General features: G+C 52.2%; 17 protein-coding genes and 4 tRNA genes. 9 read left to right on the top strand and 12 right to left on the bottom strand.

The genetic code is table 11. From position 1 onward, the window contains the following. Nucleotides 1-72: 72 nt before the first annotated feature. The 9 genes from NDI45_RS04270 to pheT all read right to left on the bottom strand — a co-directional run bounded on the left by NDI45_RS04270 (nucleotide 73) and on the right by pheT (nucleotide 11,204). On the bottom strand, nucleotides 73-1,413 hold the full coding sequence (locus tag NDI45_RS04270) for a hypothetical protein (RefSeq protein ID WP_348246526.1): 1,341 nt from the start codon (nucleotides 1,411-1,413) through the stop codon (nucleotides 73-75). A gap of 53 nt (nucleotides 1,414-1,466) precedes the next feature. After that, nucleotides 1,467-3,752, bottom strand: coding sequence for a FecR domain-containing protein (locus NDI45_RS04265; protein ID WP_348246524.1), 2,286 nt, complete (start codon nucleotides 3,750-3,752; stop codon nucleotides 1,467-1,469). Nucleotides 3,753-3,905: 153 nt separating this feature from the next. Further along, complete coding sequence (locus tag NDI45_RS04260; RefSeq protein ID WP_190792118.1) at nucleotides 3,906-6,380, bottom strand: serine/threonine-protein kinase; 2,475 nt, start codon at nucleotides 6,378-6,380, stop codon at nucleotides 3,906-3,908. A gap of 120 nt (nucleotides 6,381-6,500) precedes the next feature. Continuing rightward, on the bottom strand, nucleotides 6,501-6,806 hold the full coding sequence (locus NDI45_RS04255; RefSeq protein ID WP_190792124.1) for a transposase: 306 nt from the start codon (nucleotides 6,804-6,806) through the stop codon (nucleotides 6,501-6,503). 1 nt (nucleotide 6,807) lies between these two features. Beyond that, nucleotides 6,808-6,879, bottom strand: a tRNA-Thr gene (locus tag NDI45_RS04250). A gap of 11 nt (nucleotides 6,880-6,890) precedes the next feature. Beyond that, nucleotides 6,891-6,972: transfer RNA gene (locus tag NDI45_RS04245), tRNA-Tyr, on the bottom strand. An 83-nt stretch (nucleotides 6,973-7,055) separates the two neighbouring features. Continuing rightward, a complete protein-coding gene (locus tag NDI45_RS04240; RefSeq protein WP_190792125.1) occupies nucleotides 7,056-8,102 on the bottom strand; it encodes a hemolysin family protein in 1,047 nt (348 codons plus the stop codon). Nucleotides 8,103-8,416: 314 nt separating this feature from the next. Continuing rightward, nucleotides 8,417-8,686 (bottom strand): YciI family protein, encoded by a 270-nt coding sequence (locus tag NDI45_RS04235; protein WP_190792119.1) that lies wholly within the window; start codon nucleotides 8,684-8,686, stop codon nucleotides 8,417-8,419. Nucleotides 8,687-8,714: 28 nt separating this feature from the next. Next, nucleotides 8,715-11,204, bottom strand: coding sequence for a phenylalanine--tRNA ligase subunit beta (gene pheT / locus NDI45_RS04230; protein ID WP_190792120.1), 2,490 nt, complete (start codon nucleotides 11,202-11,204; stop codon nucleotides 8,715-8,717). A gap of 185 nt (nucleotides 11,205-11,389) precedes the next feature. Between pheT and NDI45_RS04225 the strand changes: the two genes are divergently transcribed. From NDI45_RS04225 to NDI45_RS04210, 4 genes are all read left to right on the top strand, one after another. After that, nucleotides 11,390-12,484, top strand: a complete 1,095-nt coding sequence (locus NDI45_RS04225) for a tocopherol cyclase family protein (protein ID WP_190792121.1) — start codon at nucleotides 11,390-11,392, stop codon at nucleotides 12,482-12,484. A 128-nt stretch (nucleotides 12,485-12,612) separates the two neighbouring features. Further along, nucleotides 12,613-13,167 carry a hypothetical protein gene (locus tag NDI45_RS04220; RefSeq protein ID WP_190792122.1) on the top strand — a complete coding sequence of 185 codons (555 nt, stop codon included), beginning with the start codon at nucleotides 12,613-12,615 and terminating at the stop codon, nucleotides 13,165-13,167. A 149-nt stretch (nucleotides 13,168-13,316) separates the two neighbouring features. Continuing rightward, the gene (locus NDI45_RS04215; RefSeq protein ID WP_190792123.1) at nucleotides 13,317-14,126 is read left to right on the top strand and encodes a DUF1350 family protein; all 810 of its coding nucleotides are present in this window, start codon (nucleotides 13,317-13,319) and stop codon (nucleotides 14,124-14,126) included. 94 nt (nucleotides 14,127-14,220) lie between these two features. Next, nucleotides 14,221-14,294: transfer RNA gene (locus NDI45_RS04210), tRNA-Arg, on the top strand. A gap of 30 nt (nucleotides 14,295-14,324) precedes the next feature. Here the strand turns inward: NDI45_RS04210 and NDI45_RS04205 are convergent. Next, complete coding sequence (locus NDI45_RS04205) at nucleotides 14,325-15,140, bottom strand: hypothetical protein (RefSeq protein ID WP_348246521.1); 816 nt, start codon at nucleotides 15,138-15,140, stop codon at nucleotides 14,325-14,327. A gap of 360 nt (nucleotides 15,141-15,500) precedes the next feature. On the opposite strand from NDI45_RS04205, the gene NDI45_RS04200 reads away from it, so the two are divergent. The 4 genes from NDI45_RS04200 (at nucleotide 15,501) to NDI45_RS04185 (ending at nucleotide 20,225) form a co-directional block, all read left to right on the top strand. After that, nucleotides 15,501-17,240: a caspase family protein gene (locus NDI45_RS04200; RefSeq protein WP_190789974.1), complete on the top strand. Its 1,740-nt coding sequence runs from the start codon at nucleotides 15,501-15,503 to the stop codon at nucleotides 17,238-17,240. Between the two features lie 155 nt (nucleotides 17,241-17,395). Beyond that, entirely contained in the window at nucleotides 17,396-18,919 is a 1,524-nt protein-coding gene (locus NDI45_RS04195; protein WP_348246518.1) for a DUF2157 domain-containing protein, read from the top strand. Between the two features lie 218 nt (nucleotides 18,920-19,137). Then, the gene (locus tag NDI45_RS04190; RefSeq protein WP_190789975.1) at nucleotides 19,138-20,100 is read left to right on the top strand and encodes a TIGR04168 family protein; all 963 of its coding nucleotides are present in this window, start codon (nucleotides 19,138-19,140) and stop codon (nucleotides 20,098-20,100) included. 40 nt (nucleotides 20,101-20,140) lie between these two features. Then, a tRNA-Ser gene (locus NDI45_RS04185) sits at nucleotides 20,141-20,225 on the top strand. A 249-nt stretch (nucleotides 20,226-20,474) separates the two neighbouring features. On the opposite strand, the gene NDI45_RS04180 is transcribed toward NDI45_RS04185, so the two are convergent. Then, nucleotides 20,475-21,020, bottom strand: a complete 546-nt coding sequence (locus NDI45_RS04180; RefSeq protein WP_190789976.1) for an O-acetyl-ADP-ribose deacetylase — start codon at nucleotides 21,018-21,020, stop codon at nucleotides 20,475-20,477. A gap of 489 nt (nucleotides 21,021-21,509) precedes the next feature. Between NDI45_RS04180 and NDI45_RS04175 the strand changes: the two genes are divergently transcribed. Beyond that, complete coding sequence (locus NDI45_RS04175) at nucleotides 21,510-22,562, top strand: glycosyltransferase family 61 protein (RefSeq protein ID WP_348246516.1); 1,053 nt, start codon at nucleotides 21,510-21,512, stop codon at nucleotides 22,560-22,562. A 280-nt stretch (nucleotides 22,563-22,842) separates the two neighbouring features. Here NDI45_RS04175 and NDI45_RS04170 read toward each other — a convergent pair whose 3' ends face one another. Then, nucleotides 22,843-23,379: a DUF4330 domain-containing protein gene (locus tag NDI45_RS04170; RefSeq protein WP_190789978.1), complete on the bottom strand. Its 537-nt coding sequence runs from the start codon at nucleotides 23,377-23,379 to the stop codon at nucleotides 22,843-22,845. Between the last annotated feature and the right edge of the window lie 38 nt (nucleotides 23,380-23,417).

The raw sequence follows: 23,417 nt of genomic DNA, 5'->3' as shown, positions 1-23,417 counted from the left end.
ATTCAAACCCATGGCTCTGACTTGTCGCCCTTAAGTTTCCTATCAGACGCAGATTGTTGAGACGATCGCCGCCTAAATGCTTGTGCTTAAGCTGATGCCCAGTATGGAGCTATCAAAATCAATGCTTGATTCGGACGATCGCCCAAAGCTAAAACCGCCATATAGACTAATACTGGTCTTGCGAGAAAGATTGTAGCTCAGTTGAGCGGTTAGTTGATGATAACTATCCTCGCGTTCCTGTTGAGTAAAGTTTGTCAGAACAAACTGATAATCTAACCCGGCTTCTAAATCGCGTTGAATTTCGTAGCTCAAGTAAATTCCTAGCGTATTCACTAGACGGCTGCGATCGGCTGGATCAGCAAAGCTGAGGCGGAACTGATAAAAACTATCTAAATTAAGTCGAGGCGCGAGCTGGTCACGTCGCCACAGGGAAAGCCGAATTGAATGATCATTCAGGAATTGGTCACCATCATCAGCAGAAAACAATTGTTGATTCGTCCAACTCAATTCCCCATAAGTGTTAGGAAACAGATTGTGGCGTACTCCAAGGCGAAACTGAAGATTGTTGTAGTTAAGTTCTGACAAATCGCCATAGCGAGCAAGGCTAGCGCCGACAGAGGCAACTAGGTTAGTTCGAGGTCCAATGCTTGGAACGCCTAGTACGGAGATGCCAACCGTGATTAGCTGATCATCTACAGGATCAACGTCATCTAGCAGAATATTATTGCTTCTAAAATAGTCAATTCTGCCTTGAAAAAAGACGCTTTGCTCCGGTCGCCGTTCTGCAAGCTCTCTTTCACGGAGTTGAAATTCACCTAATTCCGGATCACTGGCTTGCTGTTCTGCTAACTGCCTTTCGCGCAATCGCAGTCTCCCTAATTCTGGATCGGTCGATTGTGGCTCTACCCGTTGCGTTTCACGAAGCCGCAGTCTCCCTAATTCTGGATCGATCGATTGCGAAACAGCTTCTTGATTGTTTTGCGTTTCTACGAATTCCTCTATCTCATTAGCGATCGCTGTAGGAACAGGAGGAATTTGAGATTCCAATGAAAAAGAGCGCGTTTCCTGCTCTTGTTGCTGTTCCTGTGCCGGGTTCTGCTGTTCCTGATGCGCTTCTAAGCTGGATAGTTCATTCAGAACTGTTCCACGAATCTGGGAATCGGCTGTGAAATTCAAGTCTGGAGCAAGGCTGTTTGGATTAAACGCTTCTCGTGTAGGCAGAATGATTTCCGCAGGGGCAATATTTGGAGTCCAGAGAGGATTGCTAACAGCATGATCGCTCTCGGCAAAAAATTGATGTTCAGACTGAGCAATGTCATGCAATTCAGCTTTCGATGCTCCGTCTGATGCGTCTGCTGTCGGAATTTCAGCATTCATGCCCTGGGCGCGGCTGCACAGAAAACCAGCCCACAAGATTGAATAGCTCAGTAAACACCCCTTAAACTTCACGCGGCTAATACGTAATCTCAATTACGTCGTTCGTTGTCTCTATCAGGTCGATTATTTCCATTGCCGTTGGGTGGTCGATTATTTCCATTGCCATTGCCATCGCCATTTCCATTGCCATTTCCATTGCCAGGACGATCGTCTCTATCGTTATTGCCGTTGCCGTTGCCAGGACGATCATCTCTATCGTTATTGCCGTTGCCGTTGCCAGGACGATCATCTACATTGGGTCTTTCATTATCGTTGCCATTTCCATTGCCAGGGCGATTGTCTACACTCGGTCTATCATCACCATTCCCATTGCCATTGCCATTACCCGGACGATCGTCTACATTCGGTCTCCCATTGCCATTACCCGGACGATCGCCTGCATCGGGTTGTCCGTTCCCATCACTGTTGCCAGGGTTGTCGGGTCTTCCGTTACCGTTGCCATTGCCGGGGCGATCGTCTACATTCGGTCTCCCATTGCCATTTCCGGGACGATCACCTACATCAGGTTGTCCGTTCCCATCACTGTTGCCAGGGTTGTCAGGTCTTCCGTTGCCATTGCCATTGCCGGGGCGATCGTCTACATTCGGTCTCCCATTGCCATTACCTGGACGATCGCCTACATCAGGTTGTCCGTTCCCATCACTGTTGCCAGGGTTGTCAGGTCTTCCGTTGCCATTGCCATTGCCGGGGCGATCGTCTACATTCGGTCTCCCATTGCCATTTCCGGGACGATCACCTACATCAGGTTGTCCGTTCCCATCACTGTTGCCAGGGTTGTCAGGTCTTCCGTTGCCATTGCCATTGCCGGGGCGATCGTCTACATTCGGTCTCCCATTGCCATTTCCGGGACGATCACCTACATCAGGTTGTCCGTTCCCATCACTGTTGCCAGGGTTGTCAGGTCTTCCGTTGCCATTGCCATTGCCGGGGCGATCGTCTACATTCGGTCTTCCATTGCCATTGCCCGGACGATCGCCTACATCAGGTTGTCCGTTCCCATCACTGTTGCCAGGGTTGTCAGGTCTTCCGTTGCCATTGCCATTGCCGGGGCGATCGTCTACATTCGGTCTTCCATTGCCATTGCCCGGACGATCGCCTACATCGGGTTGTCCGTTCCCATCACTGTTGCCAGGGTTGTCGGGTCTTCCGTTGCCGTTGCCGTTGCCGTTGCCATTACCCGGACGATCGTCTACATTCGGTCTCCCATTGCCATTACCCGGACGGTCGCCTACATCGGGTTGTCCGTTCCCATCACTGTTGCCAGGGTTGTCGGGTCTTCCGTTGCCATTGCCATTGCCGGGACGATCGTCTACATTCGGTCTCCCGTTGCCATTTCCGGGACGATCATCAGTTGGATTCCGCCGATCGTCAACTCGTGGATCGGTAATGACCTGATCCGATCGGTTCTGGAAAGATGGAATTGCGGGCTGTGAATTTGGATCTAGGGGCGTATTGCGAGGCTGGTTTTCATTCGTCAGGGTTTCAAGCGGACTGGTGACTTGATTGGAGTCAGGGAAATTATCAAAGACGGGTGGCGCGATCGAAGGCTCTGTGGCGCTGGACTCTGGAGTTCTGACAAAGCTTGGAGTTTCAATGACTTCGTTGGGAGGGAGCGATTGCTGCTGTTCGATCGCAGTCTGCATTTCCTCTTGAACCTGGGAGATTGTGGCATCGCGAGTCTCTGATTGCGATCGTTCCTCGGTTGGAGCTAGCCCTCGCACCAGCGTACTCGTTTCATAGAAAGTATTTAGATCGAAATCGTAAATTTGTTCAATGCGATCCCCGATCGCAACTGCCATCTGCCCACCTCGTAGGGATTGCTGCTGAGAGGCATCTCGATTAAATACTTGAATGCCACTATCCGTTAAGGCTCCAATAATTGTCGTATCGGTTTCGGGAATATAGCGGACAAAGAGCGCAGAACCCTGAATCCCGGCGGTTGCATTCGGAGTTTGGATGCGTGTCCTGCCCTGTCCGGGCGTAATCAGAAACAAAGCAGTTCCATTCGAGATGCGGAAATTGCGTGTTCCGGGCGTGAACCAGAAGACAACCTGTTCTCCGAGCCGTCCTAACGAACCGTCATTAAATCGGAGTTCTGCTAATGAAGCGCGAGCTGTAGAAACTCCCTGTCCAGGCGTGACAACATCGGAAATACGAGCTGCACGAGCAGACTGGTTTTGCTGCAGCACCTGGACCTGATTTCGGATTGCTGAGAGCACAGCACGATTGAGCGAGGTTTGGGCACGCGCTTCTGTTGTCAGTAAAACCGTACTTGACAAAATAGCAATGATAACGGGAATTGTACGGCGAACCATGCAGAATTTCGATAGGGTCTGAAGGTTGAAGACTGCGACGTGGTAGATATGTTCCGCACTTGCCCTGATTGTCTGATATTGCGTGAAAGGATGTTGGTATTTGTAATCTTACTAAACCCATCTCGCATTCTACACAAGCTTCTGAAAGTTTCGCTAGCGATGATCGGGTGAATGATCCAACCAATCCTCAGGCAGCGGTAGGGTCATGTTATTGACCGATTCTGCCTCGTTCTGATCTAGCCAATCCTCAGGCAGCCGCAGGGTCATGTCGTTGAAACGGTCTTCTTCAGAAGCGATCGGATCAGAGGATTCACTAGGAGCTATGCTTTGCGCCGATTGTGTCCCTGCCATTTCAGCACTGCTCGTTTGCGGGTCAGGATTTGCTAAATCAGGATAAAGGGACATCAGAGCAGTTTGGGCTTCCTGAACCGATCGATAGCGGCGGGTAAAGTCGTGGCATACCATCTTGTTCAAAATGGCTACCAGAGCAGGATTCAGCCCACGCGCCTGCTGGCTCCATCGCAATGCTCCGGTCTTGGAGTCATGGGTGAGTCGATGGGGAGACTGTCCAGTTAACGCCTCGATCGCAATAATGCCGAGCGCATAGATATCGCTATTGAACTGGGGTCGTCCGGCAGACTGTTCGCTAGGCATATAGCCCGGTGTGCCAACTGCGATCGTAAATTTTGTGTTGCTGCTTTCGGCAAGCTGGGTTGTAATCTTCTTGGCAATGCCAAAATCGATCAGAATGAGTTTCCAATCAGATCGTCGTCGAAGAATATTAGAGGGTTTCAAATCCCGGTGAATCACCCCCTGGCTATGCACAAACGCCAGCACATTCAGCAGTTCATAAATCATCTGCACAACTTTCTGTTCCGGCAACGATCGCTCAGGCAAAATCTCTGTTGTTAAGGGATGCCCCCGAATATATTCCTGCACCAGATAAAACTCTTGCTCCTCCTCAAAGGATGCCAGCAGGCGCGGAATTTGTTCATGTTGCCCTAACCGTTCTAGCGTTTCTGCTTCGATCGCAAAAAGTCGCTGTGCCTGCTTGAGGGTGTTTGGGTTGTCGCTCAAGACGCGCAGTTTCTTCACCACGCAAGACGGATTGCCCGGTCGCTGGAGGTCTTCAGCAATGTAGGTTTCGCTAAATCCACCAGATCCCAAAACTCTCGTGATGCGGTAGCGACTGGCTAACACTTTGCCGGATAAAGCCAGTTCTCGTTCTCGCAGCAAATCATGAAGGTCATCGTGCTGGCTGACAATTTCCTGCACGATCGGCGAAGTGACATACTGCCTCAGTGTGTCTCGGAGCTGCCGCTTTTTGACCTGTTCTTTCACCGACCCCGCAATGAGCTGCGACAAACCGCTCAATGCAATTGCTCCAACTGGAACTGCTGTTGGAATCAGCAATCTCGCCTGGATAAATAAGCCATAGCTGAGACCGAGCCAAACTGCTGCGAAGCCAATCGCCCAAATTAAGCGACGTAGGGGCTGCTGCGGACGGGTCAACCACCAGCCTGCGCCTGCAACCCCGATCAGCACCCATAATCCTCTGAGGGGAGCTTGCGGCACGGCTTCCGCGATCGATCGTCCTTCCAGCAGCGTGGCGATGGCGTTGGCGTGAATTTCCACCCCTGACATCGGCTGCGGATAGAGCCAGCTTTTAGAAAAGGGAGCCGCATGCAAGTCTTGATGAACCATGGCAGTTGAGCCGATCAGCACAATTTTGTCTTTGAAATAGGCTCCCGACTCTAATGTGGTCTGCCAGGCAGAAGGATCCAGCACGGTCCAGAAAGGAACGTGGGTAAAACTGTTTGCCGGACCGTAGAAGAAAATCGAATCGGCGATCGGCTTCTGATACGGCAGATTCACAGCCCGCAGCGTTGTTTCAACAAAAGAAGGAGCCTGCGGTAAAACCTCTGCCTCAACGGATGGCGAATTTTGCAGCAGGTGGCGCGAAAATGCCTCACCGAATCGATGAATCCGCTGGTCTGGCTCCATTAGAAAATTGATGAACCCGATGCAGTCAGGACGATTGCAGAATTGAGGCAGTGGTGCTACAAGTTGGGTGCTAAATCCCTGCGGCGTTTCTGCTTCTGCATAGCGAGCTGCCAGCACAATCCGTCCTTGATACTGCTGAAGTACCTGGGCAAGCTGCTGATCATCTTGTGCACCATAGCTGCTGGGCGTTGAGAAAATTACATCGATCGCCACTGCTTTTGCCCCAGCCGCCATCAATTTTTCAACAGCCTTCGCGTAGGCACTGCGCTTCCAGGGCCAAGACTGAATCGGTTCTAAACTGGCATACTGTTTTGGATCCGATCGAAAAAAATCACCTTGGGCAAGAGAGCTTTCATCAATCGCTAGAATGACAACCTCTTTCGGGGCAGCAACCGTGCCTCTGACCTCAGAAAATAAAGTCTGTGTCTGTCGTTCTAAAACCTGTACCAGCCCCAGATCCAGCGCTGTTGCTATTGCCGCAGCCATTGCCCAGAAGCCGACCAGCCCGCGCCCCCAGTCTCCCCGCCTGAAGCCTCGCTTCCCTCCAGTCGTCATGCCGTCGCGTTGAGCAGAGCTGCTGGCTTTGGCAGAGGGAGTAGACATCAACGATCGTTGTTTGTTCATGGTCCTGACGGATTGAACCTAGCATTATATATACCTGACCTGAAGGAGAAGTTCAGGATGCTTAAAACCAGTGTAGGACTGAAATTAAGGTTGTGTGCTGACTGGTTAAGCAGGGCTGTTTCATTGTAATAGGGGAAAAACCTTGTCCAACTGATTGGCAAATTGCCGTTTGGCAGCAGCCATCGAAGTGAACCCCAGCGTGCGAGAAAAAGAAAAGTTAATGAAGAAGTTGCGGACCACTGACCAGTTCGTGACTGTATTGCTGCCGGTTTGCAGCGCATTGTCTTCGTTAAACGTCACGTCCTTGACCCAATGCAATCGATTCTCGATGCACCAATGCTCACGAATAATACGATGAAACTGCTCGGCACTCGCAACGACACTACTAATGTAGTGCCACAGACAAATATCATGTCGCTCTACAATAAGCCCGTGATGAGGATTGAACTCATGACCTCACCCTTACCAAGGGTGTGCTCTACCACTGAGCTACACGGGCAAATCGTGGAATGGGCCGGGCTGGATTCGAACCAGCGTAGGCGTAGCCAGCGGATTTACAGTCCGCCCCCATTAACCACTCGGGCACCGACCCGTCCTTTCCACGATTAATCATCGTACATGGAAGTTGCGAATTTTGTCAAAGAGTTTGCGATCAATTTTTTCAGAATGACGGGGCTAGCGATTGGGAGAAGGATTTCTTGCGATGCGACGATTGAAGGGCACTCGTCCTCGCAGGTTAGCACGGGCAGGGAGATCGCTTTCGTCATAGATCTCGCCGACCAGTTCTTCCAGAATGTCTTCTAGCGTGAGCAATCCCACCGTGCCACCGTATTCGTCTACCACGATCGCCAAATGGAGTTGACGCTGAAGCATTTCTTTCAGCAAATCGGCGATCCGCTTAACCTCGGGCACAAACACGGGCAAGTCCATTGCCAGCGTCACAGAACCATCGCTTTGTCCTTCTTGGTTAAGGGTTTTGAGTACCTGAAGGGCCCGCTTGAGATGCACTGTGCCGATAATTTCGTCTTTGGACTCTTCCTGGACGGGAATGCGCGAGTAGCCTGTTTCCAGGCAGAGATTGATGAAGCCTTGCAGCGTTGCTTCCTGGGAAATGGTTCGCATTTCGATACGCGGCTTCACCACATCATAGGCAGTAAGGCGATCGAGCATCAGGGCTTTGTTGAGGAGCTGGCGTTTGTCCAGGTCAAGCTGCCCTTTGCCGCCCAGAATCTCGATCATGAGCTGCAAATCTTTGACCGACTCACCTTGCGGCACAACATCGCGTTGAAATCGCCGAATTGCTGCCTGGGCAATTGCTTCTAGCAAATAGGCAATGCCCGTCCAGGAGAGAATCCGCGACAGCCAGAAGATCGGACGCACCACAACCCGAAAAATCGGTAAGACGTTATTAATCGCGAGCGACTTCGGCGTAATTTCGCCAAAAACCAGCGTCAAAATCGTGACGACGATCGTGGCAAACAGCACTGCTTCATTGCTGCCAAACCAGATGACAAACAGGTTACTGGTCAAAATCGCAGCCAGGTTGTTGACCAGCGTATTTCCAATAAGCAGCGTCGTAATAAAACGCGTCCGCTTTTCCAGGACGAGCGTAAATAAACCACTTCGATCGCCCTGGTCTTTGATCAGGGCACGCAGTTTCAGATTGTCTAGAGCCGTGATTGCCGTTTCGGAGCCGGAGAAGAAAGCAGACATTCCCAGCATCAGAAACAGAGCACTCAGATCAATCCAGGTGCTACCCAGCAGAGGGGCAGCTTGAGCCAGAATCGGTGTGAAGCAGTGGTTCAGGGAGAAATGAATGAGGTCGGGTTGCAGCGAGAAGGATAGGGAAATCACAGGTTAAATTAAGAGGAAGGTCGTGCGTCAGCAAAGAGCGACAGAACCCAAAACATCCAGCAAAAAATCAGGGAATATCTTGTGATGATATCCCCCCATTTCGTTACCCCAGTATTGCTAAAGGAAGAATGAAGCTCCGGCAGGAAGGCAATTACCTCGAAGAAGGAACTACTTCGCATCACCTAAAAGGCTTGAATCCATTCCATTAGCTCATATTCTGTCCAGATGCCGTTTTGCCAGTAAGGGTCTTCTTCGACAAGCTGACGGGCAGCGACTTCGGTTTCTGCGTCGTATAGGCCAAAGACCCGCGTTACATCTTTGGTTGGTCCGATCGTGATTACCCGTCCTGCATCTTTTAGTTGAGCCAGGCGATCGAGGTGTGCCTGACGGTAAGGGGCGCGTTTTTCCAGCACGTCTTCGCAGTAGCGACCCCAGAGAACATATTTGGGCATAGATTCCTGATTGATTTAGCTTCCTAGACTAACTTCTTAGCTCTGCCTGGAATTTTTCTTCCAGGACTCGGCGGACTTTCACATGGACGGGGTTGATGTCCTCGTCGGTCAGGGTGCGATCGGGAGCGCGATAGATCAGACGGAAGGCGAGGCTGCGTTTGCCCTGCGGCACATTTTCGCCCCGGTATTCATCAAATAGCTCCACGGAATCGAGCAGTTTACCGCCTGCTTGGGTAATCGCCCGCGAGATTTCCGCAACCGAGAACTGCACGGGTGAAAAGAAGGCAATATCGCGATCGGATGCCGGATAGGACGAGTAGGACTGGAACAGGGAAACCAGGTTTTCGTCCTGCGCCATGCCGTCGAGCAGTTCGTCCAGACTGAGTTCAAAGCCATAAATGGCATCAGGTAAGCCGCGCTCCTGGCAAAGCTGGGGGTGCAACTGACCGAATGTGCCCAGGCGGTTGCCATTGATCCAGAGAGAAGCGGTTCTGCCAGGATGCAGCAGGGGATTGCGGCGATCGGGCTGATATTCCACGTTCAGGCCTAGCCGCAGAAAGACACTTTGCAGCATTCCTTTTGCCTCAAACCAGGTCATCGGCTGTTCACGTCCGCTCCGCACCCATTTGCCCACCGTCGGATCGCCGCCCAGAATGCCCGCCACCATATCGGTTTCGTTCAAGCCGTCTTCATCGCGCCAGAACACGCGCCCAATTTCAAAGCCGTTGAGTGCCCCGTTACCTTGTTCCAGGTTGTACTGAAAGGCATCGATCAGGGCAGGCATCAAATCGGTACGAAGGGCAGCATATTCTACCAGGAGCGGGTTGCTGAGGACGACCTGGTTTTCTTCACCCGTTTTCACCAGCGAGTAGTGCATCACCTCGGTTAAGCCAACTGCCTGCATCGCCTCACGAATTCGCTTCGTCAGCGCGTACTCGTCGGAGAGGTAGCCTGGCTCGGTTTTTCCGGGCAGCGTATCGCAGAAATTATTGAAGCCGTAGAGCCGTGCCACTTCTTCGATCAGGTCGATCTCGCGCTCTAGATCTCGATAGCGATAGGGCGGCACAGTGACCGACCAAACCCCTGCTTCAGTTTCCGTAAGCTGACAGCCCAGTGCGCTCAGGGTGCGCTCGACATCGACAGGTTGCAGTTCGCCAATATCGTCTTCGGTCAGCTCATCATGGCTGTGATCATGACCGTTATGATTGCAATTCTCGCCGTGACCGTTGAGCAGCACCAGTCCGAGCACTTGATTGACTCGCTCCATTCGCAGGGCGATCGTCCTAATTGTCGCTGCTTGACCCGGACGGTGATCGGCAACCGCCTGAGTGCGAACCGTTCCGCCTGCCAGTTCAGTAATGAGTTGGATGGCACGACGGCAGGCAAGCTCTAGCTCTGCTGAGTTTACCCCTCGCTCATAGCGGGCAGAGGCTTCGGTGCGGAGTCCCTGAGTGCGAGCCGATCGCCGGATTGCCACCGTATCGAAAATCGCCGCCTCCAGCATCAGGTTTTGCGTCCCGTCAAAGACTTCCGTTGATTCGCCGCCCATTACCCCTGCCAGCGCAACAGGTTTATCGCCTGCGGTAATCAGCAGATTTTGCTCCTGCAAATTGCGCTCCTGCGCGTCCAGGGTTTTCAGGGTTTCTCCAGAATGGGCACTGCGAACGCCGATCGTCAGCGATTGGGCTTGGGCAACGGTCTGAAGCCGATCGCGATCGAAGGCATGAAGCGGCTGTCCCCATTCCAGCAAAATATAGTTTGTGATATCAACCACGTTGTTAATCGGGCGAGTGCCTGCTGCCTGCAAACGACGCTGCATCCAATTGGGGGAAGGGGCGATCGTAATGCCATCGATATTCGTGCCGATGTAGATCGGGCAGGCTTGCGGCTCACTGATGCGAATTGCCAGATCTGAACCAGACTGCACCGGAATTTCGGGCACTTCGGGCAGCTTTAGCTTTGCCCCCGTCAGGGCAGCGACTTCGCGGGCAATTCCGATCATGCTGAGGGCATCGGCGCGGTTTGCCGTTGAGGTGAGATCCAGCACCACGTCATCCAGCCCTAGAAAAGGACGGGCATCTGACCCGACGGTGACATCCTGCTGAAAGATGTGAATGCCTTCGGAGTCTTTTGCTAAGCCCAACTCCGCCAGCGAACAAATCATCCCCTCAGACGGCACATCCCGCAACTTGCGCGGCTTGATCTTGAGGTCAACTTTGGGCAAGTAAGTGCCGATCGTCGCTACGGCAACAAAGATATCGGCTCGCACGTTTGAAGCTCCGCAGACGATCGTAGAAGGCTGTGCTGCACCAATATCAACCTGACAAACGCTGAGCTTATCCGCATTCGGGTGAGGCTCTCGACTAATCACACGACCGATGACCACGCCATCCGCCCAGGTGCGCCGATCTTCGATCTCTTCAACTTCAAACCCTGCCATCGTCAGCAAATCTGCCAACGCTTCGGGGGTCATATCAATTTCAACCAATTCTTTGAGCCAGCTTAAAGAGATTCGCATCGCCTGCTTTTCCTAGACATTCTTCAGCGCAACCGTTCCTTATTCTACCGTTCTCGCTGCCTGAGGATCTTGCTCTCCTCTTAGGTTTGAAAGTCCCTTATTCACGGGGAGTATGGCGGGCAATGCAGAACCTTCAATACTTCTCAAACAACCTTTAGACTAAAAGAACTGTCTGCAACTGCCCCATGACCGACTTGCAAAATCCCCAGTCTCCCCCCCACAGTGGCTATCACTGGGACGGCTCTCATCGCCGCTTTTTTGAAGGCTGGTACTATCGCGTCACGCTACCCGAAGACCGCCAGACCTTTGCATTTATGTATTCGATCGAAGATCCGATCGGCGGTAAGGCACAAAGCGGGGGCGCAGCGCAAATCCTGGGTCCAGACGATGAGTATCTGTGGCGGACGTTTCCGGCTGTTGATCGATTTTGGGCGTGGGGCGATCGATTGGGTTTAGGACACTGGGGGAGACGATCGCCGATTTCTACCATTTCGAAATATCTGGAGCCGGAAGAGTTCGATCGCACGATTCAGGAAGGCTATCAGGCAACGGCGACCTTAAATCAGGGAAAGCTTCTTGATCCGGGGTCGGGACGAGCGGCGAGCTGGTGCTACGAAATTCAGCCGATCTACGGATGGGGCGATTCCAGGAAACCGCAGCAGTCTACGGCAGGATGGCTATCGCAGTTTCAGATTTTTGAACCGGGCTGGCAAATCTTGATGGCACACGGGCTGGCAACCGGCTGGATCGAGTGGAACGGCAAACGCTATGAGTTTACAAATGCTCCGGCTTACGGCGAGAAGAACTGGGGCGGCGCATTTCCAACCAAATGGTTCTGGCTCAACTGCAATTGCTTCGACCATGAGCCAGATCTGGCACTCACCGCAGGCGGCGGCAGGCGGCAAGTTCTCACCTGGATGGAATCAGTGGCAATGGTGGGGATTCACTACCAGGGCAAATTCTATGAGTTTGTTCCCTGGAATGCCCGTGTGCACTGGGAAATTCATCCCTGGGGCAAATGGCGGATGCAAGCGCAGAATCACGGCTACGAAGTCGAACTTGTGGGAACCACCACCCTTCCTGGAACACCGCTTCGCGCCCCCACCCAAGAGGGACTCGTGTTTTGCTGCAAAGATACAATGCAGGGCAACTTGCAGCTTACGCTGAAGGAGCGATCGGCTTATTCCACCAAAACGATTTTGCAGGCCACTAGCTCTCTCTGCGGTTTGGAGGTCGGCGGTTCTCCCTGGAATGACGTATGGCGATCGTCGGATTCCTGAGCATCTTAAGCATCCCTTTCCGTTAAGGATAATCTGGCATCTTCACAGAGCAAAGAGTACCTGTCAGGGGAATGCGACCCCAGGAAGGCAAATGCTTTCGTGGTTAAAGATGCAACTAGGAATCCTTAATGATTATTTCTTCTTTTGAACTGTTGGTTAAACCGATCGCTCCCGCACCGTTCAATCCGAGTGTTTCTCGTCGCGTGGTGCAGGCATATTTTCTGATGATTTCTAACGTGAATCCCGTTAGCGAACCCGATGCCGCAATTTCAATTCAATTCAACAGTTCGTCGCCCCTCAATAATGAGGAATTGATTTCGATCGTGGATATGGGAAGTGGCAATGTGTTTAGCGATTTGATTCCTGATCCGGTGACGGGTAAGCCCAGCCAACCGCTGACGCTTGCCTCTGGTGCAACTGCCCTACTCATTTTGCAACCCGATGTTTCTAAAACAGCACCGATTCGATCGAGTCTGGAAGTTGCCAACCTGGAAGTGCGGGGCTATGTGGAAGCATCCCTCTCTCCCTACTCTGCTGCTGCTCATGCGGAGGTGCTGATCACGCCTCAAATTCGCGGGACTTTCCTGCCTGCGGATCTGACGCTGCCCAACCCTGATTTTGACCAGCAGGCTTATTCACTGCCAACGGCAAATCCGGGCAGCATTCTGAAGCTGAGCAAATAGCGATCGTGTTCTGACGCTTGACGCTTACGTTTGGCAGATTACCCTTGCTCGATAGACTGGGGTTTCAGCAGCAATCGCTGGAACCCTTTTCCTGATTTCCTGCCCGTCTCATTCAATCAACTTCACAAAATATTTCAAAGAATTCAATCATGCGGTTTCGCCCCATTTCCCATAGTTGGGTCGCTCGTCATCCTGAACCGATCGGCGTTATCGAATTTTTGGGGGGAGCTTTCTACGGTTCCTTTCCTTCGATCGCCTATTCCCATTTTCTAAACAGTCTGTTTGAAGCAGGCTACACCGTGATTGCGGTTCCTTTTCGGTTTGGGTTCAATCATTTGGCGATCGCGCAAGGGTTACTCCAAGAGCGCGATCAGATTCGAGCCGAGCTGAACTATCCGTCTACGATTCCTCATTTCTGGGTAGGACATAGCTTAGGCTGCAAATATATTGTGCTGCTAGAAACGATGCGATCGATTCTCGATCAGCCAAGCCTGCTGATCGCGCCCGATATTTCAGACACTCGCAACGCACTACCCATTCCATCCCTGGCAGACCTGCTCGATCGACTGCATCTCGGTGCAGTGCCCAATCGTCAGGAAACCCAACGCCGAATTTTAGACAGTTCTCTGTTTAATCTCACTGCGCTCATTTCCTTTCGGCAGGACACGATTGCTGGAACCTTGGCAGGCTCTCCTAATGAGAGCGATGTGGCATGGTTTGCTCAAACCCTTAGTCGAAAACAGAAGGCAAACCCGATTCAGCAAGAAATTCCGGGCGGACATCGGGAACCGATCGCCGTTAGATTTGCAGACTGGGTTGTCAGACCACCGGGGCATCAGGGCTGGCTTGAATCAATTTGCGATCGGCAGCTTGAATCCCTTGCAATTGAGATGCTCTCAGAACTCACCCATCGAAGGCAGAAACTTCAACCCCGTCCTGTTGAACCACTGCTGAGCTGAGGGCGATCGTCATGCTGTCCACAAGCTGTCTATAGTTTTGGTTTTCGTTTACGCCTGCTCCAGATTCTCTTGCTATGATAATGGCGGTAGATCTGGGGCTGTAGCTCAGTAGGATAGAGCGATCGCCTCCTAAGCGATAGGTCGCGCGTTCGATTCGCGCCAGTCCCGTCAATGCCAGAGTTAGAGTAGCCAAAGCCTTTAACCCCCTTGTCCTGCCGGAGTTGCAGGGGAATCGATCGGGGCAGAATTTGGGGCAGTCGTTTGCGAGGGAGCTGGAGGAGGAGTGGGTGTTCCCGGTGTCGGGGTTGGGGCAACTCCTGGGTTTGCAGGCTGATTGGACGGCTGATTCCCAGATGGGTTTGCAGGCTGATTGAACGGCTGATTAAACGTGGGGGGCTGGTTTGCAGGTTGACCCGTGGGTTGATTTGCGGGTTGATTGGTCGGCTGATTCGCGGGTTGATTCGCGGGTTGATTCGCGGGTTGATCGCTCGGCTGATTCGCAGGTTGGGGTGTAGGCTGGTTTGTCGGTGAAGCATCCGCAGGCGGAATCACATTCGCGGGTGGGACGGTTCCCGGTTGCGCTGCTGGAGAATTGACGGGAGCAGAGGGCACTGGAGCCGCAGGCGCAGAAGGAGGACTGGCAGCGGGAGTTCCCAGTTCGAGAAGCGATCGGGCACTGCGAAAATAAGTTGACCACTGCTGCGGATCAGGACGGGTACGCCAGTTGTCGCGACTCACACGCATTGTCAGAATGGGGACGATCGAAGTTCCGCTTTCTCCCACCACCGTAATTGCGACTTCGCTTACCAAAATATCGCCGTCAAAAATCTGCTGAGCCGTGGTTCGCGCCGCTGTCTCTGCCCGACGCACCAGAGCTGTGTAGCTGTCCCCTTCCTGCTGAGCGACCGACACCGAAGTTTGACGCGGATAAGCCTGAGCCAATTCAGCATGGAATCCCAAAGGCAGCAGGGAGAGAGTGGCAGCGATCGAGAGGGTAGACCCCCAATGCAGCAAGCCTGTGAGGATCGGATGACGGCGATGTTTCCTGCTTACTAGACTTCTGCTCGCTGGATCTCTGCTCGCTGGATCTCTGCTCGCTAGACTTCTGCTCAAATGGTGATGCTGGGGCATTCTGACCTCTCGAAAACATCCGGTGCGTTTAACCACACTGTTTTAGTTGATTTGGCGGCAGAATTCAATGCTGTTTTGCCTGCTGCCCTTGGGTAGAAACCTCTATTTTTCGCGATCCCCTGTGTGCCGGGACTGAATAGATTGTGTTATCGTCTGGGCATTCTTAGCTTAGACAGGGCAAGGAATCCACTTAGACCGGCACAGGGTTAACGCATTTTACGGCTGGAGAACGGGTGAAACGGAATGGCACACTGGGCGATCGCGATCGGAATTAATCAATATCAAACTCAAAAGCTGCAACCTCTTTTGTATGCTCAGCGAGATGCACAAAGCTTGCGCGATTTCTGGGTTCAGGAAGCGGGGTTCTCTACCGACTGCTGCCTGACCCTGACGGATTGTGCTGAAGGATCGCTCTATCCCACTCAAAAGAACATTCCGCAGGCGATCGAGCAGATTTGCCAGACGCGCCTCGCCGCCAAGGACGTGCTGTGGTGCTTTTTCAGCGGCTATGGAATTCAGCAGAACGGGGTTGATTACCTGATGCCGATCGACAGTGACCCCACTCGTCCCGCAGAAACCGGAATTGCGATCGACACAGTTTTTCAACGGCTCAAAACTGCCCCGACTCAGCAAGTTGTGCTGCTGCTGGATGTGAACCGCACTCACAATCACCTCACCGGAGACGGAGTTGGCAATCAAACGCTACAGCTTGCTCAGCATTATGGGATCGCCACGATTCTTTCCAGTCAGCCGCAGCAGTTTTCCCACGAGACGATCGCCCTGCGGCAGGGACTTTTCACCGCGACGTTGATAGAGGCGATTCGCTATCGAAGCTGTTTTACGCTCGATCAGTTAGTGCAGTATTTGACCGATCGCCTGCCGGAACTGAGCGAACAGCACTGGCGACCGCGACAAGATCCTTTAGCCTTTTTGCCGCTGGCTCAGAAATATCAGCTCATTGTGCCCGAAGCAGCGGCGGTGCGTCTGGGTGCAGTGGCTCCGGTCGGTGTGGGCGGGGGAGAAGGTGAAACGGGGGTAGGAATTCGATCGTTGCTAGAGCGATCCTATGCAGCTTCGGCGATCGATGAGCCTGCGGTGGCTTTGCCGTCGATTCCTCCAGAACATCAGCCTGCTCCAGTTCAAACGACTCCGATTCCTGCTTCGGGAGGAGCCGCTTTGTTGCCTCAAGATCCGTTCTGGCAGCGATTGCTGCTCTGGGGCGGCATTCTGGTAAGTCTGCTGCTGGTCGGCGTGCTGCTGCGAAACGCGGCGGTCATTTTTGGACAGGATAAACCTGCTAATCCGCCTGCTCCGACGGCTTCTGCGCCCACAAACTCGCCTCCAACGCTGGCAGTTCCCCTTGATCCGGCAACGCTAACGGCAGCCGCCGAAACCGCAATCCAGGCGCGTCAGTATCAGGAAGCCTCACAGCAGCTTAGCCAGCTCACCCCAGAGCAGCAAACCCCCAATACGCTCAAACTGCTGGAGCAAACCAACCGCGGCTTGCTGAGTCAGGCAAAAAGTATGACGAGCCGATCGCGGGAATCTTCGACTGAAAATCAAGCTTCTGACTTTGTTGATGCGATCGAGATTGCCCGCCTGATTCGTCCCGGTCAGCCGCTCTTCGACGAAGCACAGCAGCACATCGATCGCTGGAGTCAGATTATTCTCGACATGGCGCAGGGCAGAGCTGATCGCGGCAATGATGGCTCAACGCCAGCCGCAGCTGAAAACTATGGGGGAGCCATTCGCACGGGGCTGCTGGTTCCTAACGATCGCCCTGAAGTTTACGCCCGTGCTCAGCAGTCAATCGCCCAGTGGAGTCAGCTCATTTTCCAGCTTGCTCAGGATCGCGCAACAGAAGGCAATCTCGATCTGGCAATTCAGACGGCTGAGCTCGTTCCACCCAATACGCCGACCTATCCCAAAGCCCAGGAAGCGATCGCCGAGTGGCGGCGCAGTCAACCTCCGGTAAATCCTTAGTGGTGCAGCAGTAGTGCAGCTAAAGCTGTGTAGCTAAAGCTGTGTAGCTAAGGAGCCGTTAAAAACTGTTGATACTGCGTTCAAGGTGATCTGTCACAGCGATTAGAACCCACAGACACACCACTTCAATAGCTGTCCTTTAGGTCACGCTGAGTTTGCAAATCTCTGGCAGAGTAGAGGCACGGAAATCATCCGATAATCCAGAACAGGATGCGGCAATGGCCTCAGAGAAGTTTCGGCAGCAGTTGCGTCAGGAAGCAGAGCAATGGCGATCGGAAGGCTTGATTAACGCAGACCAGTTTCAGCAGCTTGCAGACCGCTATCAGTTTGAAGGGCTAGACCGCATTGCTCGCGATCGATTTGTCGTCGTGGTGCTGTGTTTAGGCTGTGCGCTGCTGGGGCTGAGCGTGATTACCTTTGTCGCAGCAAACTGGCAGGCGATCGGGCGGGGCGTAAAACTGCTCTTGCTGATGGCACTATTTTTGGGTGTGAGTACGATCGGCTTTTATCTCTGGCATCTCGTCCCGCAAGCAAGTTTACAAAAGAACTGGCAGCATCGGTTCGGACTGGGCTTATTGCTGCTGGGAGCACTCATCCTGGGGGCAAATCTGGCACTGGTGGGGCAGATGTTTCACAGCACAGGCACGTTTGCCGAACTCTGTCTGGTCTGGGGGCTGGCGGTGCTGGCAATGGCATACGCGCTGCGGCTGACCCTGCTGGGAGTGCTGGCGATTTTGCTGATGGGCATTGGCTATTGGAGCGGCGTTTCTTACCTAGTGGGTTTGGGCACGCTGCCCGGAATTATGCTGCTGATTCGCAACATGCCGATCGCCGCCACGCTGCTGTTTCTGCCTCTTGCCTACTGGTGTCGCTCTAGAACGATTTTCGTGCTAGGGTCGATCGCCGTGATTTCTTCGTTTGAAGTCGTCTTGCAGTCGTTTGGTCTGGGGCTAAATTTTGCGTCGGGGTTTCTAGCTGCGATCGCCTTTACAATTCCGCCCGCGCTGCTATGGAGCTTCGAGGACGAAGGACAGGCTGTACACCAGAATGAGGAGCATCAAACCGAGAAAACCGCGACTTTTGCGCCGCTTGCCCGCAGCTTAGCCATTATTTTTTTAGTGGGACTGCTTTACATCCTGTCGTTTCACAATGCCTGGGATTTTCCAGGAACCGATTTGCCGCTTTCGCAGCAGCTGGGACGATTGATTACAAACGGGCGATCGTTTTTGCTGAATCCCAATCTGCTGCTGTTTACGGTCATCGCGATTCTTCAGTGGATTAATCTGGCGCGTCCCCAAAGAACCGATCGCTGGAGACTGAGCCAAACTGATGCGCTGGTGCTGCTGGTGCTGGTGCTGCTGGCACTGCTAGGCTTCTGGCACTGGAGCATAAATCCGATCCTGGAGCTGGCAACGCTTTTAATAAATGCCGTATTTTTTGTAATGGCAACGCGATTTCTACGAGAAGGACTCGCCGAAGGTCAGCGCAGTCTGTTTTGGAGTGGCTTAATTCTGCTGACGCTGCAAATTCTCAGCCGTACCCTGGAATACGACACCGGACTGCTGGTGAAGTCCCTGGCGTTTCTGCTCTGCGGCATTGGCATTATTGCGATCGGTCTCTGGTTTGAGCGTCATGTTCGCACCCTCAGAAATTCAGAATTCGGAGTTCGGAATTCGTAATTGCAAAACCTGGAGTAGACCAGCGGTTTATCTCCCTGCTCACCCTCAAGACGACCGATAAACCCTTCACCCTGCTCAATCACTCTCCTCGCTGCCATTCTTAATTGCGACCTCCTAAATTCCAAGTTCCGAAGTCGATCAGAGCTTCCTTCCCTGGTTCCATACAAAAAAGTGCCTTCCCTGCCTATCCTTAAGGAAAGGTATCTTTTCATCACAGCATGGTTAACGGTCACACTCCGCTTCCCGCCGCCAATTTTTCTACCTCAACTCCCTCGACTTCCCATGCCCTGACGATCGCGGTTGTTGGCGATGTCCATGATCTGTGGGAACCCGCCGACGAGCTTGCCCTGAAGCATCTGGGCGTGGATCTGGTGCTGCTGGTGGGTGACTTTGGCAATGAATCGGTGGAAGTGGTGCGATCGATCGCGGAGATGTCGATTCCCAAGGCGGCAGTGATGGGCAACCACGATGCCTGGTACACCGCAACTCACTGGGGCAAGAAGCTGCGAACCCACACCGAAGATCGGGTACAGCAACAGCTTGATCTCTTGGGAGCAACCCATGTCGGCTATGGCAAACTCGACTTTCCCGAATTTAATCTCAGCGTAGTGGGTGGCCGTCCGTTTAGCTGGGGCGGCTCGGATTGGTCAGCCCACGGGCAGTTTTACAAAGAGCGGTATGGGGTGCAGAGTTTTGAAGAATCGACGGCGAAAATTGTGCAGGCGGTGAAAGATGCTGCCTTCGACACGGTACTCTTTATCGGGCACTGCGGACCCAAAGGACTGGGCGCTCAGCCCGAAGACCCGTGCGGCAAGGACTGGAAACCCCTTGGCGGCGACCACGGCGACCCGGATTTGACAGCGGCGATCGAAGAAACGCTGCTCCTGGGCAAGTCCGTTCCCCTCGTTACCTTCGGACACATGCACCACGGGCTGCGCCACACCAAAGACCGTCTGCGAAAAATGATCGATGTTTTCCCCACCGGAACGGTCTATCTCAATGCTGCCAGTGTGCCTCGCATTATCCAAACCGAAGCCGGACGCCAGCGCAATTTCTCCCTGGTGCAAATGAAAGCCGGAACGATAACGCAAGCTTCTTTAGTGTGGCTCGATGAAGAAGACGCGATCGTCTCTGAACAGGTGCTATACCAGGCAGAGCCCGCTTCCCTACCAACGCACTAGCATCTTTTGAGGTCAACCTGTTAAGATAATCTTGCCGTCTGGAGAGGTGGCAGAGTGGTCGAATGCGCTCGACTTGAAATCGAGTGTACCGAAAGGTACCGTGGGTTCGAATCCCACCCTCTCCGTTGATTGAGGGGATAAGTTACCGGTGAAGATAACCGGTGAAGGGATAAGTTACTAGGTTGGGGTAGATGCCTGAACCATTCGGTCGATTTGGGTTTTCCCATTTTCGATTTGAATGCAGTATAAGTCAGGATTCTGCAAACTCTCCCACTCCAAATAACCAATCTGTTCGTCTTGCAAGACGGCTCAACTCGCCTCCTGCAAAGCTCAAGCTTAGATCTACAAACGTCTCAGCCAACCATTTCCACCGGCTATCCAGCGGAATCAGACTCAACCTCAGCAACCTCACCCGTTAGCGTTGCCAGCGTCGATCGATAACACTGATAGGCAGACTCGCTGAAGCACACAAAAATCACGCGATCGATCCGGGGTTCCTGACTCAAAAAATTTAGCGTTTCGCTGAGGGCAATTTGAGTGGCACGATCGAGGGGAAAGCCATAAACTCCGGTGCTGATGGCAGGAAAGGCGATCGATCGAATGTTATAGCCGAGCGCCAATCGCAAACTATTTTGGTAGCACTGCGCCAGAAGTTGATCTTCTCCATAACTGCCGCCGCGCCAGACAGGACCAACCGTGTGAATTACCCATTTTGCTGGAAGCCGATAGCCGTGCGTGATTTTTGCCTGTCCGGTCTCGCAGCCGCCAAGCTGCCGACATTCCTCTAGAAGTGCTCTGCCTGCTGCCCGATGAATTGCCCCATCGACTCCGCCGCCCCCCAGCAAAGAAGAATTGGCAGCATTAACGATCGCATCCACAGCTTGCTGCGTAATGTCACCTAGGGCGATCGAGAGGTTCATAAGCTTCTTATGCCTCAAAGGTAAAGAACTCAAGGGTACTTTGAATAAAGTAATAACTTGATGAATGCTTCACATACTGACGAAGCATTAACGAGCCTGGAAAATCACAGCTATCGGACTGAATCTAACTAACATTTACAAGCAGCTCTTACTGCTCAAAGCGAAGCTGTCCGTTCAGTATAGCCTCCGTAAGGGTCATTCTCTCATCCTGAGGGGAATAACAAAGATTTAATGAAGCGAAAGCAAACTTAAGTGTTAGCACATAACTTCATGCCATATTTACTGCTACGCACAGCCTACACTGAGCCGTCCTAGCAGAGGGTTACAAGTAACGTCCTATCGCCCTTTAGAAAAATTAGAGCGTAGGAACAAAGCACTTGAGCGATCGAGATTGCATAGTGACACTATTGGCTTGCCAAATGTTTTGGCTGGGCAGGATTTCATTGCCAATGCATACATAGAATTAGCTGATTGCTGGAGATATCGCAGATGCAAATTTCATTACAACATCGCATTCCAGGATACGTGGTTGATTCAGCACTTATGTTTGCTTATCCAACCTGCGCCGCCGATGTGTATACAGCTTTCACAGAAACAATCCTCCTACCCGAAGAGTCTGTCCCAGAAAAAAATGTACAGATTCAAGTTAACAGCAAAGATACAGGAGCCAGACAAACAGGAAGCTGGAAATGGAAAGTCCATAATAAACTCAATCAGGCCCTGAAGGGTTCTGAAACCCTGGATTTTTCAGGTCGTTTTGTTTATGACGGTCGATATGATACAGAAAAAAATATAAGCCATGTTATTGATAACGTAGCGACTCCTGTCTTGCTTGCAAAAAAGGCTTTGTCAGAGCATCTTGGTCAAGAAGCTAAGATTTATGTTGTGTTGAATGCAAGTGCTACAGAATTAGCCCGCCAAGTTTATGACGGATTGGGGATTCCCACGATTTGCACTGATGGTAATGTTTTTGGAGAAGTGGTTGAAGTCACTCCAAATCGAGAGCTTTATGGATTTCAGCCTGAAGCTTACGATCTTGAAATTAAAGACTACAATCCTAATACACCTGAACGAGTTTTTATTCCCCGTAAAGGCAGCCGTCAATTAAGCAACAATGATGAAATCACTGAGTTTTTAGAAAAGCGAGGCTTCGTCACTTACTATTTTGAAGATTTAACCCCAAGTGAAGAATGGTCGATTTGCCGGAATGCCAAAGTTGCAGTTGTTGCTCATGGAGCTGGAACCGCCAACTTCGTTTTCAATCGCCGGGGGCTAGAAAATCCAGAAGTTGCAGGGAGCGGGCTTCGACTGATTGAACTGTTCTCCCCTTGCTTCACCCTCAGTCGCCCCGGATTTCGTCGGCTCGCCACACTCTTCAATGGCAGATGGTGCGGAGTTCGCGGAAAAATGACCCCTAAAGTTTTGCGCTATTTAGACTTCGATAAACGTCCTCGAAATACCCTTACTTTTCCTATCAAAGACCCCTACGAAATTGACCTGACCACATTGCTGCTCGCCCTCAATCACTTAAAGGTATATTAACGCTTCAGGCATTGAGCCAGCGATCGAGCAATTGCAGGGGGCTGTTCGCTAGATTAGCGAGGTTCACTAAGCGTTCACTAAGCAAATCTGAAAGACGCAGAAATCACGCGATCGATCTTTTGTTGATCAATCTGTTACTGATCACTCTGTTCTTGATTCAAAGAACTCAGCACTTTAGTGAGAACAATCGACGATCGCATTCATTGCCTGCTGAGCAAGGTTTTCCAGGGCGATCGGAATCTTTGCTCCAGGCAAGTAGTCTTGCGTCTTTCAGATCTGCCTACGCCTGATCTTTGATTCTGACTCCGATCACAGGCGCATTGAAGCGGTAGGTGAGCCCTTCCAACTCGAGGGGCGTTCCAACCTTGATTTTGGTGTTGCCCAGAACAGGACCATTTTCAACAATTTGAGCATTGCCGCCCAGCGTGACCATCATGTCTACGGTGTAGTTCAATTCTGGACGCGGATCGGGAAACGACTTCACGGAACCATCGGGTTGAGGAACGGCTACCGTGCGCGGAAGCTGCTGCACTCCCAGGACATTCACCTGACCGAAGGGCTGATTGCGGATGATGATGTTGGTCTTCTTTTCGTCTTCCAGCGACTTGATCAACGCCTGCGGATCGCGCACCGTCAAACCCCGAACGATCACATCAACTTCGATCGGCTTGGTTGACGTACCTACTTGCGCCACAGAGCCACCGCTTCCCGGCAACAGAAACAGCCCGACCAGCACCAGCAGAATTACCAGACCTGCACCCAGATCGAGAATGCTAATTTTGCCAAATAGCCGACCTTTAGAATCCAAAATAGCCATTGGGTTGAGCAGTGCCCAGCACCGGATGAAAAGAGCAA

This window comes from Leptolyngbya sp. GB1-A1 (genome assembly GCF_039962475.1).
Classification (GTDB): Bacteria; Cyanobacteriota; Cyanobacteriia; order Elainellales; family Elainellaceae; genus Leptolyngbya_A.
This window is presented reverse-complemented; position numbering and strand designations above follow the sequence as displayed.